Origin of the sequence: Pseudonocardia sp. CA-107938, from assembly GCF_050936315.1 — a bacterium.
GTDB lineage: Bacteria > Actinomycetota > Actinomycetes > Mycobacteriales > Pseudonocardiaceae > Pseudonocardia.
This window is the reverse complement of record NZ_JBNJNA010000002.1, coordinates 829,789-847,524: the sequence shown is the minus strand read 5'-3', so window position 1 is coordinate 847,524 and position 17,736 is coordinate 829,789. Positions and strand designations below refer to the sequence as shown.

15 protein-coding genes are annotated in these 17,736 nt (G+C 70.1%); 3 read left to right on the top strand and 12 right to left on the bottom strand.

Translation table 11 applies throughout. The features are described 5' to 3' along the window. Positions 1–10: 10 nt before the first annotated feature. A complete protein-coding gene (locus tag ACQEVB_RS36900) occupies positions 11–2,254 on the bottom strand; it encodes a zinc-binding dehydrogenase (RefSeq protein ID WP_432983150.1) in 2,244 nt (747 codons plus the stop codon). Between the two features lie 218 nt (positions 2,255–2,472). Between ACQEVB_RS36900 and ACQEVB_RS36895 the strand changes: the two genes are divergently transcribed. Then, positions 2,473–3,363, top strand: coding sequence for a fumarylacetoacetate hydrolase family protein (locus ACQEVB_RS36895; protein ID WP_432983147.1), 891 nt, complete (start codon positions 2,473–2,475; stop codon positions 3,361–3,363). A gap of 60 nt (positions 3,364–3,423) precedes the next feature. Here the strand turns inward: ACQEVB_RS36895 and ACQEVB_RS36890 are convergent, their stop codons facing one another. The 6 genes from ACQEVB_RS36890 to ACQEVB_RS36865 form a co-directional block, all read right to left on the bottom strand. After that, positions 3,424–4,227 (bottom strand): nuclear transport factor 2 family protein, encoded by an 804-nt coding sequence (locus ACQEVB_RS36890; protein ID WP_432983144.1) that lies wholly within the window; start codon positions 4,225–4,227, stop codon positions 3,424–3,426. Between the two features lie 21 nt (positions 4,228–4,248). Then, on the bottom strand, positions 4,249–5,232 hold the full coding sequence (locus ACQEVB_RS36885) for an ABC transporter ATP-binding protein (RefSeq protein ID WP_432983141.1): 984 nt from the start codon (positions 5,230–5,232) through the stop codon (positions 4,249–4,251). After that, positions 5,225–7,180, bottom strand: a complete 1,956-nt coding sequence (locus ACQEVB_RS36880) for a dipeptide/oligopeptide/nickel ABC transporter permease/ATP-binding protein (protein ID WP_432983138.1) — start codon at positions 7,178–7,180, stop codon at positions 5,225–5,227. The genes ACQEVB_RS36885 and ACQEVB_RS36880 overlap by 8 nt, the downstream gene beginning before the upstream one ends. Beyond that, positions 7,177–8,118 (bottom strand): ABC transporter permease, encoded by a 942-nt coding sequence (locus ACQEVB_RS36875; RefSeq protein ID WP_432983135.1) that lies wholly within the window; start codon positions 8,116–8,118, stop codon positions 7,177–7,179. The genes ACQEVB_RS36880 and ACQEVB_RS36875 overlap by 4 nt, the downstream gene beginning before the upstream one ends. 103 nt (positions 8,119–8,221) lie before the next feature. After that, a complete protein-coding gene (locus tag ACQEVB_RS36870) occupies positions 8,222–8,812 on the bottom strand; it encodes an SDR family NAD(P)-dependent oxidoreductase (protein WP_432983132.1) in 591 nt (196 codons plus the stop codon). A 23-nt stretch (positions 8,813–8,835) separates the two neighbouring features. Beyond that, a complete protein-coding gene (locus ACQEVB_RS36865; RefSeq protein ID WP_432983129.1) occupies positions 8,836–10,413 on the bottom strand; it encodes an ABC transporter substrate-binding protein in 1,578 nt (525 codons plus the stop codon). Between the two features lie 203 nt (positions 10,414–10,616). Between ACQEVB_RS36865 and ACQEVB_RS36860 the strand changes: the two genes are divergently transcribed. After that, positions 10,617–11,804: a flavin reductase family protein gene (locus ACQEVB_RS36860; RefSeq protein WP_432983126.1), complete on the top strand. Its 1,188-nt coding sequence runs from the start codon at positions 10,617–10,619 to the stop codon at positions 11,802–11,804. Here the strand turns inward: ACQEVB_RS36860 and ACQEVB_RS36855 are convergent. Beyond that, positions 11,795–12,955: an alcohol dehydrogenase catalytic domain-containing protein gene (locus tag ACQEVB_RS36855; protein ID WP_432983123.1), complete on the bottom strand. Its 1,161-nt coding sequence runs from the start codon at positions 12,953–12,955 to the stop codon at positions 11,795–11,797. The two genes, ACQEVB_RS36860 and ACQEVB_RS36855, sit on opposite strands and share 10 nt — an antisense overlap. Positions 12,956–13,045: 90 nt before the next feature. Here ACQEVB_RS36855 and ACQEVB_RS36850 point away from each other — a divergent pair, with 90 nt between their 5' ends. Then, complete coding sequence (locus tag ACQEVB_RS36850; protein WP_432983120.1) at positions 13,046–13,798, top strand: FadR/GntR family transcriptional regulator; 753 nt, start codon at positions 13,046–13,048, stop codon at positions 13,796–13,798. 38 nt (positions 13,799–13,836) lie between these two features. On the opposite strand, the gene ACQEVB_RS36845 is transcribed toward ACQEVB_RS36850, so the two are convergent. The 4 genes from ACQEVB_RS36845 to ACQEVB_RS36830 are packed head-to-tail and all read right to left on the bottom strand — an operon-like array spanning position 13,837 to position 17,735. Continuing rightward, complete coding sequence (locus ACQEVB_RS36845) at positions 13,837–15,045, bottom strand: acyl-CoA dehydrogenase family protein (protein WP_432983117.1); 1,209 nt, start codon at positions 15,043–15,045, stop codon at positions 13,837–13,839. 46 nt (positions 15,046–15,091) lie between these two features. Next, positions 15,092–16,087: an acyl-CoA dehydrogenase family protein gene (locus ACQEVB_RS36840; RefSeq protein ID WP_432983114.1), complete on the bottom strand. Its 996-nt coding sequence runs from the start codon at positions 16,085–16,087 to the stop codon at positions 15,092–15,094. Continuing rightward, a complete protein-coding gene (locus ACQEVB_RS36835) occupies positions 16,084–16,863 on the bottom strand; it encodes an enoyl-CoA hydratase-related protein (protein WP_432983111.1) in 780 nt (259 codons plus the stop codon). The genes ACQEVB_RS36840 and ACQEVB_RS36835 overlap by 4 nt, the downstream gene beginning before the upstream one ends. Then, entirely contained in the window at positions 16,860–17,735 is an 876-nt protein-coding gene (locus tag ACQEVB_RS36830) for a 3-hydroxyacyl-CoA dehydrogenase family protein (protein WP_432983108.1), read from the bottom strand. Before ACQEVB_RS36830 ends, ACQEVB_RS36835 begins: the two co-directional genes overlap by 4 nt. Position 17,736 lies beyond the last annotated feature (1 nt).

The window sequence follows — 17,736 nt, the reverse complement described above, 5'->3', positions numbered from 1 at the left end:
GTCGTCGGGATCAGATCTCGACGACGAGCTTGCGGTGCGGACTGGACAGGATCCTCCCCCACGCGTCACCGACCGACGCGAACGGCACGCGCTCGACCTCGATGCTCAGCTGCCCGGCGTTCGCCCATCCGACCAGCTGCTGGTAGGCGGCCTCCCACTCGTCGAGCGGCACGAAGGGCTTCAGGAAGCCGAACACGCTCCGCCCGGTCAGGAACGGGTAGGCGATCGAGCTGGTGGGCGTTCCGCCGGACATGCCAACGACCACGTAGCGAGCGCCCATCTTCGTGGCGGGGAGCGCGGCCTCGAAGGCCGGGCCCATCACGGTGTCGAGCACGACGTCGAAGCCGATCGAGGCCGCCGCCTTCAGCGCTGCCGCGTCGTCCTCGCCGCCGAGCACGACGAAGTCGTCGATCTTCCCGTCGCTCTTGAGCTTCTCGAGCGTCTCCGCATTCCGCCCCGCACCGACGACCCGGCCCGCGCCGAGGAGCTTGGCGGCCTGTGCGCCGATCTGGCCGACCGCACCGGTGACGCCCAGGACCAGCACCTCGTCACCCGCCCGGAGCTCGGCGCGCCACTGCAGGGCGCTCAGCGCCGTGATGCCCGAGGTGCCGAGCGCCGCCGCGAGGCCGTCGTCGAGACCGTCGGGGATGGCGTAGTAGCGCGAACGGTCGCCGAGCAGGACCTTCTCGGCGAGCGCCCCGTACGGCGCCTTCGCGTCGCTGAAGTAGACCTTGGTGCCGTCGGCGAGCCGGCCCACGCCCTCGGAACCGACGACGGACGGAACCACCGGAGGACCGAACGGGCCTCCCGCCGCAAGTCGCACGTCGATGGGGTTGAGCGCCGCGACGATCACGTCGACGACCTGCTCGCCGGGACCCGGCCGGGGGGCCTCGAACTCACCGGCGGCGGGAAGGCCACCGACCTCGTTGAGGACTGCTGCCTTCATCGTCTTCTCCTCGTCGTCGGTGGCCCCGGCGATGCGGTCGTTCGCGACCCCGCCCTGCGCGGTGACCTGGCTGCGGAACATGTCGGTGTGCCGGGTGCCGAGACCCAGGACGTAGCGGATGGACCGCTCGGCCACCAGGTCCCAGTCCATGAACGCGTGGTTGGCGATCACGTTGATGTCTCGCCGGTAGCGCTGCAGCGCCTCCTTGCTCTGGTACGGGCTCGAGCCCATGCCGTCGCAGAGGATGCCGATCAGCTCCTGCGCGAGGTGGACGATCGTGGTCTGGTCGAGCTCGATCTGCCCGATCTCCTCCTGGCTCCACGGCTCCATCGCGTCGCACTTCCGGATCGAGCTCTCCAGGATGTGCGTGTAGAGCATCTGGGCGCAGCGGAGCTTCTCCCACGCCTCCGCGAACCGCATCCGGGACTGCGGCAGGTCCTGGCGGGTCCCGCCACCGAAGGCCCGGGTCGTACCGAGGCGCGACTTCACGATGTCGACCACGGCCTCGGCAGAGCCCAGCGCGATGGCAGTGATCATCATCCCGAGGCTCGCGAAGGGCGGGTAGCGGAGGAACTTCTCCTCGTGCGACGTGCCGGGGTGCTTGTCGATGGACAGCATCTCCTCGAGCGGGATGCTGTAGCTGTCGCGGATGAAGACGTCGTCGAGCGTGACGCTTGCGCTCCCGGTGGCCGCCATGCCGGACATGTGCCAGTCGTCGTTGACCGTGACGCCCGGCTGGTCCAGCTCGATGAGGAACGTCGTCGGCGTCATGGCGCCGTCGATCGTGACCATCGTCGAGAGGAAGGTGTGGGTCGCGTTCCACAGCCCGGAGGCGTAGCGGAAGGTGCCGCTGACCCGGAACCCGCCGTCGACCTTCTCGCCCTTGCCGGCCGGAGTCAGCGGAGCAGAAGCGAGGATGAAGGTCCGGCCGTCGAAGATCTCCTTCTGCGCGTCCCAGTTGAGGTGCGCCGCCATCCAGCTGTGCTCCATCAGGAACGCGAGCGTCCACGCCGCGGACGTGTCGCCGTGCGCCAGGACGCGGGCGACCTCGCAGAGCGCGCGGGATCCGAGCCCCTGGCCGCCCCACACGCGCGGGGTGAGCGCATCCATGAGGAACTCGGCGTCCTTGACGGTCTGCGGCGGCTGGTAGCGCAGGGCCTCGGCCTCCTGCGCGCGTGCGCGCAGGGTGGGGATCAGCACCTTCGCCTTCTCGATGAGGCGGTCGGTGCGCTCCTCGAAGTCCGGCTGTCCCGCCCCCACCGATGCGGGCTGCCGAGTGCTGGTCGGATCCACGTCCACAGTGGTCATTGATTGCTTCCCATCGCTGTCCCGAGGGGCGCGCACGCGTCCCGCCGCGTGACGGATCCCGCTCGTCCGCGCACACCGTGTGCCCCGGGCCACGTTATGACCACTGTCCGACATTTGTCAACCGGTCTTTTAGCTGTCAAACTTCAACGGAGAGGTCCTCAGCTCTCACTTTCGACGGTGCACTTCCGACGTGGTCGGAAGGAGATGGGAGACGCCCGATGCGGCTTGCGACAGTGCGTACGGAATCCGGCCCGGCGGCGGTCGCCGTCGTCGGCGACGAGATCGTCGACATCGCGAAGGCGGCGCCCGGACTGCCCGACACGCTGGTGGGAGTCCTCGAGCTCGGCCAGGTCGGTCTCGCCGCGATCGCGGACGCGATCGCGTCGGGGTCCGCGCGGTCGGCACTGGATCCGTCGACGCTGATGGCACCGATTCCCCGGCCGCCGAAGTTCTGGGCGATCGGGATGAACTACGCCGAGCACGTCCGCGAGACCAAGAAGCCGTTCCCCGAGTTCCCGACCGTCTTCGCGAAGATGCCCAACACCGTCGCCGGACCGTACGTCGACGTCGAGCGGCCGGCGGTGTCCGACCGGCTCGACTTCGAGTGCGAGCTGGGGGTCGTGATCGGCACGCGCTGCCGGCACGTCAGCAGGGAGAACGCGCACCGGGTCATCGCCGGCTTCACGGTCGTCAACGACTACAGCGTCCGGGACTTCCAGATGCGCGGGGGCCAGTGGGTGCTTGGGAAGTCGTTCGACGGTCACGGCGTCCTCGGGCCGTGGCTCGTCACGCCCGACGAGGTCGACCCGCATCGGCTGCCGATCCGCACGATCGTCAACGGCGAGGTGCGGCAGAGCTCGAACACGGAGAACCTGATCTTCGACTGCTACCGCCTGATCGAGGAACTGTCCAGCGCCGCGACCCTCGAGGTGGGCGACGTGATCGCGACCGGCACCCCCGGCGGCGTCGGCGTCATGGAGAACCGCTTCCTCGTGCCCGGTGACATCGTGCGGGTCGAGATCGACGGGATCGGTCACGTCGAGAACCGCATCGTCCAGGAGGGCGAGCCCGTCGAGTGGATCGACGACGAGGCGGCGGCCGCGGTCTGACACGCCAGGAACGATCGCCGGGGCGGGCTGGCTCGACCCCGGCGGTCGGCCCCAGGCCCGTCACCGCCCGGCGTCGGCGGATGCCGGTCTGAGTGCCGGGATGTCCCAGTGCTCCACGATCCGGCGATCGGCCAGCCGGAAGATGTCGACGCCGAGGCCGGTCAGATCGCCGACGCGGACGCGTTCGAGGAACCACACCAGATCGCCTTCGGCGACCGTGACGACCACCGTGAAGCTCGGTCTGACCTCATCGGGAAGGCCGCCGACCTCCTCCAGGGAGCGGCGGATGGCCTCAGGACCGTCGGGGATGACCTCGTTGTGCTGGAGGTAGACCTCGCCCCAGTGATCAGCGACGACGGTGTGGTCGAACGCGATGAACCGGGCGAAGGCCGCCGCCGCGACCTCGCGGTTGATCGCCGCCATGGCGGCTTCCTCGTGCCCCGTGCGCTGGTAGGCGTCGCTGAACACCGACCTCCCGCTGACCGTGCTCGACGGCACGGCGACGTGGAGCTGCCAGTGCTCCGCGACCCGGTCGTCGACGAAGCGGAAGAACTCGCACCAGGACTCGCCGCTGAACTCGTCCCGCGGATCCGTCGCAGCGTGCCAGTGCACGGCCACGAACTCGCCGTCGGAGACGGTTCGCTTCACCGTCGCGACGACTCCGGGAAGGCGAGCCTGCAGCTCGCGGTAGAGCTGACGCGCTCCGGCCGGCCCGTCGCCGAGCGGCTGCGAGGAGCGGTGATGGCGGGCCTCCGGCCAGAAGATCGTCTCGAGGACATCGCCGCTCCCGACGTCGAGGTGTCCGGCGGTCAGGGCGCCGTAGATGCGCAGCACCGACCGACGTCGGCCTTCGGGTTCGAGCATGAGCAGTGGTTCTCCGGTCGATCAGAGGTGCGGCACGAGGTCTGCCGCCGTCCTGTCCGCGGCGGCGTCGTAGCGGTGGCAGGCGACGTGTCCGCCGTCGGGCGCGAGGTGGACGGGCGGCTGCTCGACCCAGCACCGGGCCTCGGCGAACCCGCACCTGGGTGCGAAGGGGCAGCCGCCGCCCCGCGGTGGCTCGGGGCGCGGATCGCGGATCGGCTGATCCGGCTTCGCCGGCCGGTCGAGCTCGGGCGATGCCGCGACCAGGGCCCGGGTGTAGGGATGGCGGGGGTGGCGGGCCACCGTCTGCGCGGGCCCGTCCTCGAGCACCCGGCCGCGGTAGAGCACCACGATCCAGTCGGACATGTAGCGCACGACGTCGAGGTCGTGACCGATGAAGCAGTAGCTGAGCGAGCTGGCACGCTGCGCGTCCTTGAGGACGTTCAGCACCTGCGCCTGGACCGACACGTCGAGCGCGCTGACCGGCTCGTCGCAGATGATGAGGCGCGGATCGCTCATGAGCGCGCGAGCGATGGCGACGCGCTGGCGCTGCCCTCCCGAGAGCCGCCCCGGGTAGCTCGCCGCCACCGCGCGGGGCAGCCCCACGCGCTCGAACAGGTCGGAGAGCCTGGCGAACGCCTCGCTCCGCACGCGCCGGCTCCTGGGCACCTCCTCGGCGACGCTGACCGCGACCGGCAACGACGGGTTCAGCGAGCTGTACGGGTCCTGGAAGATCGCCCGGATCTGGCCCGGTTCCTGGCGCCGGCGACGATGGGCGTCGCCGCTGACGTCCTGCCCGTCGAACAGGATGCGTCCGGCGCTGATGGGCACCAGGCCGAGGATGGCGCGACCGATCGTCGTCTTGCCCGAGCCGGACTCGCCCACCAGCCCGAGGGTCTGGCCGGCTCGGACCGTGAAGTTCACGTCCGAGACCGCGGTGACCCGGTGGATGCCGCGCCGGTACTCGATCGCCAGGTCGACGACCTCGAGCAGGGGGGACTCAGACACGTTCCGACACTTCCTCGTGCTCGCGGCCGACGCGGAGGGGGTTCAGGCAGCGCACACCGTGGTCGCCGTCCACCTGCAGGAGAGGAACAGCTGCCGACCGGCACTGGTCAGTGCTGAAGTCGCAGCGCGACGCGAAGCGGCACCCGGTCGACCACTCCCCCGGCGCTGCGACCGAACCGCGGATCGTCGGGAGCGGCAGGTCGTCGTCGACGATGGTGGAGGGACGGCACGCGAGAAGCGCCGAGGTGTAGGGATGCGCCGGCTCGTGCGTGATCCTCGCCAGCTGCCCGTGCTCGACCAGCTCGCCGGCGTACATCACCAGTGCCCTGTCACAGACCTGCGCCACCACGCCCCAGTCGTGGCTCACCAGGAGGAGCGCCATGCCCAGGTCCTTCTGCAGCGAGCGCAGGAGGCTCAGGATCTCCGACTGGACGGTGACGTCGAGGGCGGTCGTCGGCTCGTCCGCGATGAGCAGGCGTGGTCGGGTCGCGATCGCGCGCGCGATCCCGATCCGCTGTGCCATGCCGCCGGAGAGCTCGTGCGGGAAGCGCTTGGCCACGCCGGCGGGATCCGGGAGCTGAACCAGCTCGAGCAGTTCGAGCACGCGGGCCTCGGCCTGCTTGCGCGAGAGTCCGCCGCCGGGGTGGACGATCCGGCGGAGCAGGACGCCCACGCGCAGGGTCGGGTCCAGGGCCGTCATCGGATCCTGGGCGATGTAGCTGACCGCGTTGCGGCGATGGTCGTGGAGGGAGCGGCCCTGCAGTGTCGCGACGTCGTGGCCGTCGAACAGGATGGAGCCCGCGACGATCTCCCCGCCCTGCGGGAGCAGGCGTGCGATGGCGCGCGAGATCGAGCTCTTGCCGCAACCCGACTCGCCGACGATGGCGACCGATTCCCCGGCCGCGACGGAGAAGCTGACGTCACTCGCGACGCACCGCGGGCCGTCGCTGCCGGAGTACGCCACGGAGACGTTGCGGAGCGTCAGCAGCGCTTCGTCGGCCGGCGCCGGTGCGGCGTCCTCGGGCTGCTGCGCCCGATCGCTGACGAGGACCCCGGGGCTCGACTTCCGCGGTGCGCCGCTCCATGCCTCGGCCGTAGCGTCACGGACGCCGTCACCGATCAGCACCAGTGCGAGCGACACCAGCCCCAGGGCGACGCCGCCGGACACGAGGGGCCAGGGACTCGAGTTGAGGACCTGGGACCCCTCGGAGATCATCGAGCCCCAGTCGGGGTTCGGCGGCTTCGCCCCGAATCCCAGGAACGCCAGGCCGACGGTGAACTGCAGCGCGATGGCCGTGGCGAGGGCACCCTGGACCAGCACCGGTCCGAGGATCCTGAGCAGGACGTGCCTGAAGATGATCCGTCGCGACGGCAGACCGGCGACGACAGCAGCATCGACGAAGAGCTCGCCCTTCACCGCCAATGCCGGGCCACGGACGTTGCGGACGATGGGCGGTGCGAGGAGGAGCCCCAGAGCGATCATCGCCAGGCCGAGCTGCCCGGAGAACGTCGACATCACGACGAGCATGACCACGATGGCGGGAAGCGAGAGTCCGATGTCGGTCACCGTCATGACGACGCGATCGACCCACCCGCCGGCGTACCCCGCCACCACGCCGATTGGGACCGCGACTACCACGGCGACGACGCTGACGACGAAGGCGTTCAGGAGCGTGGTCCGGCCGCCGTACAGCAGGCGGGTCAACAGGTCGCGTCCCAGCTGGTCGGTTCCGAGGAGGTGCTGCGCGCTCGGCCCCGCGAGGCTCTGACCCAGATCCACCTGGTCCGGCCCGCCCGACGTCACCACGGGCGCGAGCACGCACGCGGCGACGATCACGGCCAGGAGGATCAGCGACGCGGTGGCGACGCCGTTGCGGAAGTACTGGCGCAGGACGGTCTGCAGCGGGTTCGGCGGCGGGACCGGCACGGCGGTGGTGGCGGCGTTCACTGGACACGCACCTTCGGGTTGAGCCATCCGTACGCGAGGTCGACGACGAGGTTCGCTGCGACGACCGCGAGGCAGAACACGACGGCGACGCCCTGGAGCATCGTCAGGTCACCTGCCTGAGCAGAGGTGACCGCCAGCCCGCCCAGGCCGGGCAGGACGAAGACCGACTCGACCAGGACGGTTCCCCCGAACATGCCGATGAACAGCACCCCGGTCACCGTCACGATGGGGATCGCCGCGTTGCGCAGCGCATGCCGGAACACGATCTGCTTCTCGGAGAAGCCGTCAGCGCGCAGCGCCGTGATGAACTCGCGACCCATGACCTCGCGCATCGCGTCGCGCGTCTGCTTCGCCACGGCGGTGGCTCCCATGACCGCGAGCGCGGTGACGGGCAGGACGAGCGAGCGGAGCCAGCCCCCCGGCGAATCGCTGAGTGCGACATATCCCGTAGCCGGGAACCAGGCGAGCTTCACCGACAGGACGTAGACGAGCATGAGGCCGAGCCAGAAGTTCGGGATGACGTAGCCGACCACGGCGAGGACGTCGGTCACGCGGCTCAGCGCGCGGCCGCCGAGAGCGCTCACCATGCCGAGCCCGATACCGACCACCGCGGCGACCAGCGTGCCGAGCAGCACCAGGGAGAGCGTCGTCGGCAGCCGGGCTCCGATCGCCTGCCCGACGCTCTGGGAGGTCACGACCGACGTGCCGAGGTCACCCGTGACCGCATCTCCGAGCCAGCGCCCGTACTGCACGAGGATCGGATCGTCCAGACCGAGCTTCGCGTTGAGCTCGGCGATCGACTCCGGCGTGGCCGAGCTGCCCAGGATGGTCGCCGCCGGATCCCCGGGTGCGACGGCGGTGAGCACGAACGTCAGCGTGGAGACGATCAGGAGGAGCGGCACCGCGAGCAGCAGCCGGCGCACGACCAGCCGGGTCACCGCAGCCGACCAGTTCGGTCCGATCTGGGACGATCGCTCGGAGACGGGGTACGAACGGCTGACACGACTTCTCCTCGACTCTCGACACTGAGGTTCTGATGCTTCAAGCGCCGTCAAGGGCCGCGAGCACGGAAGCCCCTGCGTCGCCCGTTGACGACACCACGACGGTCCGGATCGATTCGTCCTCCAGCTCGACCGCGAGAGCCTCCATCACGACAGCAGTGCCGATCCGCGTCGCCTCGTGCGGACTGCTCGCCGCACCCCGATCAGGAACGGTCGTGACGACGAGGCCGCCGGCGCCGTGCCGGCGGAGCACGGGGAGCACCGCCGCGATCCCGCGGACGACCCCCATCAGGTTGATCGCGACGGCACGCTCCCAGCTCGCGGGCGGGAGGTCGACGGCGACGGCTCCCGGGTCGAACTCGGCGGCGCTGACGAGCGCGTGCAGGGGACCCACGGCTGCCTCGATCTCGGCGACGAGGCTCGACCAGCCCGCGCTGTCCGTCACGTCCAGGCGCCGGGTCAAGGGCTTCTCGACACCCGGCCACTCCGCCGCGACGAGGTCGAGGTGCTCCTCGTTGATGTCGGTGAGCACCAGGGTCATGCCGCGCCCGGCGAGGGCTGTGGCGATCCGCCGCGCCGGCTCGGTCGCCGCCCCGGTGACGAGCGCGACGCGACCTTCGCCGTCGAACATCGACCTGCTCTCCGTCTTCTTCGTCAGCTCGCCGGACGCCAGGCCTCGTTCGTGACGGGGCTGAACGGGTTCATCTCGATGGTCCAGAACTTCTCGCCCACGTTGGCGACCTTCGAGCTGACCGCCTGCAGTGTCGGGATGCTGGCGATCGGGACCGCGTAGACCAGCTCGTCGAGGCGCGCCGTGGCGAGCTTGATCTTCGCCTCCTGATCCTGCGGGTCCGCGGAAGCGGCAGCCGCCTGCATCAGGGTGGTCAGCTGGGGATCGAGGGGGACGCCCAGCGGGTTGGCCAGCCCCATCGGCCGGAACATGGTGTAGACCGCCTGCGAGAGGCCGTTCGCGCCGTTGGTCATGATCACCGCGTCGTACTTGCCCACCTGTTGGGCGACGACTCCCGGGGACGCGTCGCTGGGCACGAGATCGAGCGTCACTCCGACTTGCTGATAGGCAGCCTTGAGCGCCTGACCGACCGCGCTCGCGGGATCGAAGAACGCGGGGTCGAACACCTGGAGCTTCAGCCCGTTGGCGTACCCGGCCTCCGCGAGCAGCTGCCGTGCCTTCTGCGGGTCGTAGGCGTACAGGTTCTGGTCGCCGGCGTTGTAGCCTTCCGCGCCCTCGGCGACCACGGAACCGGTCGGGACCGTGTCGGCTCCGAAGATCGCCGAGGCGATGTCCTGGCGCGGGGTCGCGTAGGCGAGTGCCTGGCGGACCCGCTGGTCGGCCAACGGGCCGTCCGCGCGCTTGACCAGCGCCATCGCGGCGAACGATCCGAGCGGCCCGCGAGCGATCGAGGCGCCGCTCTGCTTGACGGCGGACACGTCCGCCGGGGCGATGTTGAGGGCCCAGTCCACCTCGCCCGACCTGATCGAGTTCAGCCGGGTCTGCGGGTTCATCACGGGCTTCAGGACGACCTTGCCGTAGTTGATCGCGTCCTGGTTGTAGTACTGGCGGTTCGGGACGTAGACGTACTGGACCGATTTGATGGTCTGGGCGGGATCGAGCTTGTAGGGCCCGATGCCGGCCGTGTCCGCGAGCAGGCGCTTGCGGTCGGCGGCGCTCCGGGGATCCACCACGTACCCGACACCGCTCTGGCCGGCGAGCAGGTAGAGGGCGTGGTGGGTGGAGACGGGCTCCGCGAACTGCACGTCGACCTTGTCCGGCCCAGCGGCTTGCGCTCCCTTCAGCGGGTAGCTCAGGGAAGCGAACGGCCCCGGCGCCTGGAGGTACGAGTTCAGCGACGCGGCCGCGGCCTGGCCGTCCAGCGGCGTGCCGTCCCCGAACTTCGCCCCCTGGCGAAGCGTCAGGCGGAACGTGCGGTGCTCCTTGTCGGCCCACTCCCAGGACGTCGCCAGACCCGGCTGCAGCTCGCCGGTGGCGGGCGAGATGTGGATCAAGGAGTCGTACGCGACGCTGCAGAAGACCAGCGGGACGCAGTTCGCCGTGTCGAGATTGAGCGGATCGCCCGAGACCGAGATGGTCAGCGTCCCGCCGCTCGCGCCCCCGGCCGAGGCACCGCTCGAGCAGGCGGTGACGGCGGACGCCAACGCCACGAAGCCGGCGAGCACCGATGCCGCACGGCGCCGGGTGATTTTGACGGACACGAGACACCTCTGTCTAATGTGCGATGTTTATCGCTCGTCAACGTAACCTCGATCGCAACCCGCGTCAACGGCCGCATGCACCAGCTCAGGCCCAGGTTGTACGGCGCCGACACCGGGAAGTCCGTACTGAACATTCGATCGCTTGCGAATGTCTGACAGATGCCCGACCATGTGCACCCGTACCGACGTCCCGAGGAGCTGCCATGACGGACCCACCTCCGCCGATCGACGCACTGCGGTACCGCGAAGTGATGGGGCACTACCCGACCGGCGTCACCGTCGTCACCGGGATCGCGGACGACGGTGAACCGGTGGGCATGGTCGTCGGGACCTTCACCTCGGTCTCGCTCGATCCGCCGTTGGTCGCGTTCCTGCCCACCCGAGCGTCCAGGACGTTCGCGCGACTGCGGACCGCGCGCTCCTTCTGCATCAACGTGCTCGCGCACGACCAGGTGGAGCTGTGCCGGACGATGTCGAGTCCGGCGCCGGGCAAGTTCGCGAACGTCGAGTGGCGTGCGTCCCCCACCGGAGCGCCGGTGATCGCCGGAGCAGTGGCGCACGTCCACTGCGCGCCGCAACGAGCCGTCGAAGCCGGAGATCACTTCATCCAGCTCTGCGAGGTCGAGTCCATGGAGGTGCACCGGCAGGTGACACCCCTGCTCTTCTTCCAGGGCGGATACGGCGGCTTCTCGCCGCACGGCATGACGGCCGGCGGCGATGCCGACCTGATCTCGGGAATCCGGCTCGCCGACCTGGCTCGCCCGCAGATCGAGGTACTGGCCCGCGATCTGGCGTGCGAGGCCGCCGTGCTCGTCGCCGTGAACGAGTTCGAGCTGACCACCGCGGCGACTGCGCACGGCGGATCCGCCGTCATGCGGGAGCTCCTCGGCGAGAGGTTGCCGATGAAGCCGCCGCTCGGCGAGGCGTATGCGGCATGGGCATCGGACGAGGCTGCGGCGCGCTGGCTGAGGATGGTGGGCAAGGACCCGGACCGGCTCGAGGCCCACCGGCGGCGACTGGCCGCGATCCGCGCACGGGGCTACGCCGCGTGGCAGATCGCCTCCCGCGATCAGGCCGACGTCGCGGCCATGATGGTCGAGTACGCCGCCGGCGACCTCACCCCGGCGCGCGAGCGAGCGCTGTTGGCGCGCATGGCGGAGTCCATGCCGTCGTTGGACACCGCCGACTTCGCCGACGAGCAGGACTACGACATCGGCGGTCTCATGGCGCCCGTCCTCGGCAAGGACGGCAACGTCGTGCTGCTCCTCCGGCTCGCCCAGCTGCCGACGCCCACCTCGGGCGAGCAGATCAAGCGTTGGGCCGCGGATCTGCGAACCGCCGCGGCGCAGGTCGAGGCGAGCCTGCCGGCGAGCGACCTCCTTCAGGTCTGAACGACGAGGGTCTTGGCGACCTTCCTGTCGGCGGCGTGCTCGACCGCGGTCAGGCCGTCCTGGAGGGCCCAACGACCTCCCACCATCGGCGTCAGGTCGATCCTCCCGACGGCGTGCAGCGCGATGACCGGGTCGAAACCACCGATGTGCCCCATGCTGAACGTGTGGGTCACCGCGTGCCCCATCGTCGCCATCGGCCGGAACGGACCAGGCGGACCACCGACACCAAGGTGCACCACGTGGCCGCCGACGGCGACCAGCTGCTGCGCAACGGGCAGGACCTCCCCGGGGGCTCCGCTGGCATCGACGACGACATCGACGCCGCGCCCCGCCGTTTCCTCTCGAACGGCGGCGGGCAGCGCAGCGGGCTCCAGCTCGCGTTCCGACCAGCCGCGATCCGCACCGAGCAGCTCGGCCAGGCCGACGCGCTCGGGCACCGGATCGAACGCCAGGACGTGCACCGCCCCCGCCGCTCTGGCCAGCGCCACCGCCGCGAGCCCCAGCGGGCCGCACCCCAGTACCCCGACCCGCATGCCCGGCCGCAGGTGCCGATCCACCTCGAACAGCGCGTTGTACACGATCGCGGCGGGCTCGCAGAGAGCTCCGACCTGGAAGACGCCGTCGTCGTCGAAGCACTCGCGCAGCGCCTCCAGCGAACGAGCGTGGACGGACGGCACGACCGCGTATTCCGCGAGGCCACCGTCGATGTCGAACCCGGCGAACTGTCCGTCCAGGCACGCATTGACCCGGCCACGCCGGCAGGCAGGGCAACGGCCACACGGCCGGAGCGCCTCGACCGCCACCGCATCACCGACCCGGAGGTCACGCACCGCGGCGCCGACCTCGACGACTTCCCCCGCGAACTCGTGCCCCGGAACGAGCGGGAGAGCCATGCGATAGGGAAGGGTGACGTAGCCGTCGCCATCGGAGGCTGCCATTCGTAGCGTCGACACGGCGACGCCGCTGGCCCGGACGCGGACGAGCACATCCGTCGCCGACCTCAGGACGGGATCCGGAACGGTGGCGGCAGCCCATCGGGGGTGCCGCCACACCTGGCTCGCGTTGCGCGCGCAACGGCTCGCGATCTCCTCCTCGTCAGGCACGTATTCCGGCCGGGGCTGCCAGTCTCCGGTGACGACAAGGGCTCGCATCGCCCCACCTCCAAACATCCAACAAATAACAGTCTGATGGTAGGCTGCCAGACGGGCCTTCGGTGTGGAAACAGCCGACGAATCCGCCGAGTGGCAGGGAAGAGCATTGTGGATAAAATCGAAGTTATGCCCTTCAGTCCCGAGCCGGTGCGTCGCCCCCGCGAGCAGGTCGAGAGGCAGCTCCGCGACGCGATCGTGTCCTCGACGTTCAAGCGCGGCGAGCGCCTGCCGAGCGAGGCTGAGCTGTCGCGCGAGTTCCAGGTCAGCCGTTCCACGGTCCGGGAGGCACTGCGCGTACTCGCGTCGGAGGGGCTCATCTCCAAGGTCCCCGGCGCCGGCGGCGGAAGCTTCGTCCAGAGCGTCGACCACGAGTCGCTCACCAACCTGATCTCGGGCTCGTTGGAGACCATCCTCAAGTTCGGCAGCCTGACGATGGCAGAGATCAACGACGTCCGCCGGATGCTCGAAGTGCCTGCCGCACGGCTCGCCGCGCAGAACCGCACCGAGGATCAGGTGGCCGAGTTCAAGCGGCTGATCGACCGGCAGAACGAGATGATGAGCAAGCCGGCGCGCGATTCACGCGACCCCGAGCTCTTCGAGCTCGGTCAGTCCATCTTCACGCTGGTGGCCGAGGCGAGCGGCAACAGGCTGCTCGCGTCCTTCGTCTCCGCGATGAGTGGCGTCACCATCCCCGTGTACATGCGCGACCTGTCGGCCGACGATGCCGCAGCCGCCCGCGACCTGACCGGCGAGCTCGTCGACGCGATCGTCCGGGGCGACGGCGACAAGGCGGCCGCAGCCATGACCTCGCAGCTCGACATCGTCCAGCCCCACGCGCTCTGAGCGGAGACCTGCTCCGCCCAGAGCGTCCGCACATCAGCTCAGTCCAGGGTCCGGGCCGTCCACGCCCGGGCCATCGAATCCTCGATGATCATGTTCACGTGGCCCCACGCCTGCGACAGGTCCCGGTAGGCGCGCTCCATCCGCTCCCCGTTGACCGCCGCCGACGAGCCCGCGGTGCGGAAGATCGTGTCCTGCACCGTCGACCAGGCGAGCCGGGTCGCCTCGCGGCACATCATGTTGAGCATCATGTCGTCGGTCGTCGTGAACGGTTCGCCGCCGGCTGCGGCGCGGTGGCAGGTCTCCATCCAGCGCTCCGCCGCGTCGTGGATGATCGCCTGCGCCGAGTTCAGCCGGGCGGTGGCGAGGCCGAACCAGCGCTGGTAGTCGGGGTCGGTGAGCCGTGCGGCCGGCGCCCGCCCGGCGTCGCCTGCGGTCCGTCGTTCCCGCATGAGGATCTCGTACTCGTCCAGCGCGCCGAACGCCCCGCCCACGAACACGGTCGCCAGGTCCAGGCCGAAGAAGCCCTGGCCAGGCGCCAGATGCATGGGGTTGCCGTGCAGTTCGAAACCCGGCGACGTGTTCGACGTCCTGATGTCGACCTGCATGGTGCCCTCACGGACGTGGTCGTCCGGCACGAAGGCGTCGTGGAAGACGATGGTGTTCGACCCGCTGCCCTTCAGCCCGAGCGTCTTCCCCCAGTCGTCCTTGATCTCGTAGGCGTCCCGCGGCGCGACGAAGAGCATCTGCTGGACCGGCGCGCCTCCGGCCGACCCGTACTCGAACGCCTGGCCCACGTAGTGGGTGGAGTACGGCGCCCCTGACGAGTAGGGATGCGTGGTGTTGAGTCGCCATCCCCCGTCGACCCGGATCGCCGGGCCACCCGGTCGCGCCGTGGACGGGATCACGACGTGCCCGTCCTTGAACACCGCGTCCTGGGCCGACTTCGGCCAGAGTGAGCTGACCAGCAGCGCATGGCTCGCGCCGAGGCACAGGCACCAGCCGGTGGACATGCAGCCGCGCGCGACCTCGCCCATCAGTCGCACGAAGTCGGGCATCGTCCACGCCAGGCCGCCGTAGGCCCTGGGCACCAGGAGCCGGTAGAAGCCGGCGTCCTTGAAGACGTGGTGCATCTCGGGCGAGTAGGTGGTGCGGACCTCGGTAGCGGCCTGCTCGGCGACCAGCTGCGGGCGGAGCGAACGCGCGATCCCGAGCGCCACGTCGAGCGTGAGGTGCTGCTCGGCAGGCACGGAACTCCGCCGAACGTCCAGCGCGATGTTGTCAGACATTATCCACTCATCCTAATTGTAGGATCGATGTTGCGCCAGCGATGTCGACGGACGCACGCAGCGACAGGGCGTCGCGCAGCGACCGCTCGGCCCGGTACTCGCGCAGGTAGCCGTAGCCGCCGTGGACCTGCAGCGCCGCGTCCGCGACCTCCAGAGCGAGGTCGCAGCTCAGCCTCACGACAGCGATCGCACCCAGCGAGTCCGGCGCACCGGCGAAGACCGCGTGGGTGAGGGCGGCTGTGCGCTGCACGTGGTCGTCCAACGACGCCCGCACCACGGGCAGGGCAGCCAACGGGCCGCCGAACTGGTGTCGCTGCGCGGCGTAACCGCTCGCCGCGTCCACGGCGGCGCCGGCGATCCCCGCCGCCACCACCGCAAGTCCTCTCAGCAGGATCGACCGCACTGCCGCCGCGTCGGACGGCAACGGGCGGACGGAGGTCGAGGTGCAGTCGAGGGTGAGCGTCACCGTGCGCAGGCTGGTGAGACCGGTCGTCCGCTGTGTTCGGCCGACGGAGATCCCCGCAGGCTCGATCAGCACCGACTCGTCCCCCAGCACCACGACGTGCGCGCGGTCGGGATCGAACGCGTCGAACCGATCGATCTGCCCCGTCCACTGCCCACCTGCGCGATCGACCCGCACGTGGCGCGCCGAGGAATCGAGCACGACGACCTCGATCGCGCCCGAGTGCAGCAGCGCGCGGAGGTCGTCGTGCGCATCCCCGGGTACGGCGAGCGCCGCCGCGTGGGCGTGCGCGCACGCCACGCCCAGCTCGGGCACCACGCGGCTGAGCCGCTCGATCACCAGCGCGGTGATCGGCCAGTCGGCGCCGCCACCCCCGAACTCCTCGGGCACCCCGACCGTCCACAACCCGAGAGCAGCCAGCGCACCGGGCAGCTCGCGGACCGTCGCGACGTCGTCGGGATCGACGCCACCGAGCAACTCGTCGACGACCTTGCAGACGTCGTGCTGGTCGGGGCTCAGCGCAGGACCGAACCAGCTCACGACCAGAACTTCCCGGGGTCCGGCGATCGCCGGTCGGCGAAGGCGGCGCTCGTCTCGTGCGCCTCCTGCGTGGTCAGGTAGAGGGTGAGGAGCTGGTCGTGGGCCATGCGGGCCTGACCGGCGACACCGTTGTGGCGGCCGGAGAACGCCGCCTTGAGCCCGGCGATCGCGAGGGGGCTCCGCGACGCGATCTCGGCGGCGACCTCCTGCGCGCGACCGACCAGCTCGGAGGCGGGGGCGACCTCGTTGACGAGACCCATCGCCAGCGCCTGATCAGCGGTGTACTTGCGGTTGAGGTACCACATCTCCTTCGCCCGCTTCCGGCCGATCGTGTCCTCCAGGTACCAGGTCCCGTAGCCGGCATCGAAGCTGCCCACCATGGGTCCGACCTGCCGGAACACGGCGTTGTCGCTGGCGACGCTCAGGTCGCAGACGGTGTGCAGGACGTTTCCGCCGCCCACGCAGAACCCGTTCACGGCCGCGACGACGGGCTTCATCGTGGTGTCGATCGCCTGGTAGAGATCGATGATGGGCAGGACCTGTGAATGGTCGAGTGCCGTCATCGGATCGTGCTCGCCACCGATGCAGAAGAACCTGTCCCCTGCACCGGTCAGCACCGCCGCGCGCAGATCCGGATCGAGCCGGAACCTCTGCACGGCGTCCGTGAGCTCACGGCAGGTCCGGTCGCGCAGCTTGTTGCCGGCGTCCGGCCGGTTGATGGTCCAGGTGACGACCGGACCGTCGACCGTGACGAGGATGTCTTCGTAGGCATTCATGCCGGCCCCTGCCCCGTCCGGAAGCCCCGACCGTTCTTGGTCCCGTGACGGCCGGCCGCCACCATCTGACGCAGGAGCGGCGGCGATGCGTAGCACGGATCGAGGGTGGCTGCGTAGGCGCTCGTCGTCGCATGGTCATGGACATCGAGCCCGATCAGGTCGAGGAGTTCGAGCGGACCGAGCTTGTAGCCCAGACCGAGCTTGAGCGCCGTGTCGATGTCCTCGGCGGTGGCAAGACCGTCGTCGTACTCCTGGACGACATCGTTGAGGTACGGCATCAACAGGTGGTTGACGAGGAACCCGGGACGGTCCTTCACGACGACCGGGTCCTTCCCGAACGACTCGACGAGGGAGACCAACCGCTCGACGACGCCCTCGTCGGTCTGCAGCGCGCGCACGACCTCCACCACGCGCATCAGCTGCGCAGGGTTGAAGAAGTGCAGTCCGGCGAACCGCCCCGGACGGGGCAGGGCGGTGGCGAGGTCCGTGACGGACAGCGCCGAGGTGTTCGTCACGATCACGGCGGAGTCGCCGGCCTCGGCAGCGACTCGCGCGAGGATCTCCCGCTTGGTGCCGGCGTTCTCGGTGGCTGCCTCGATGACGAGATCCGCGCCCGCGAGGTCCCGGACGTCGGTGGTGCCCGTGATCCTGCCCAGGACGGTGTCGCGCTCGTCCTCCGTCAGCTTGCCGCGCGCGACGCCGCCGTCGAGGAACGTGCGCACTGCTGCCGATCCAGTCGCGAGCCGGCCCGCGTCCAACTCGAGGACGGTCACGGCCCGCCCCGACTGCGCGACGACCTGGGCGATGCCCGCGCCCATCGTTCCGAATCCGACGACGCCCGTGCGAGCGAAGTCGAGGTTGATGTCGGTCATC

Coding starts and splice junctions, on each gene's coding strand:
- ACQEVB_RS36900 (WP_432983150.1), bottom strand. CDS start 2,254: ATGACCACTGTGGACGTGGATCCGACCAGCACTCGGCAGCCCGCATCG.
- ACQEVB_RS36895 (WP_432983147.1), top strand. CDS start 2,473: ATGCGGCTTGCGACAGTGCGTACGGAATCCGGCCCGGCGGCGGTCGCC.
- ACQEVB_RS36890 (WP_432983144.1), bottom strand. CDS start 4,227: ATGCTCGAACCCGAAGGCCGACGTCGGTCGGTGCTGCGCATCTACGGC.
- ACQEVB_RS36870 (WP_432983132.1), bottom strand. CDS start 8,812: ATGTTCGACGGCGAAGGTCGCGTCGCGCTCGTCACCGGGGCGGCGACC.
- ACQEVB_RS36860 (WP_432983126.1), top strand. CDS start 10,617: ATGACGGACCCACCTCCGCCGATCGACGCACTGCGGTACCGCGAAGTG.
- ACQEVB_RS36855 (WP_432983123.1), bottom strand. CDS start 12,955: ATGCGAGCCCTTGTCGTCACCGGAGACTGGCAGCCCCGGCCGGAATAC.
- ACQEVB_RS36835 (WP_432983111.1), bottom strand. CDS start 16,863: ATGAATGCCTACGAAGACATCCTCGTCACGGTCGACGGTCCGGTCGTC.
- ACQEVB_RS36830 (WP_432983108.1), bottom strand. CDS start 17,735: ATGACCGACATCAACCTCGACTTCGCTCGCACGGGCGTCGTCGGATTC.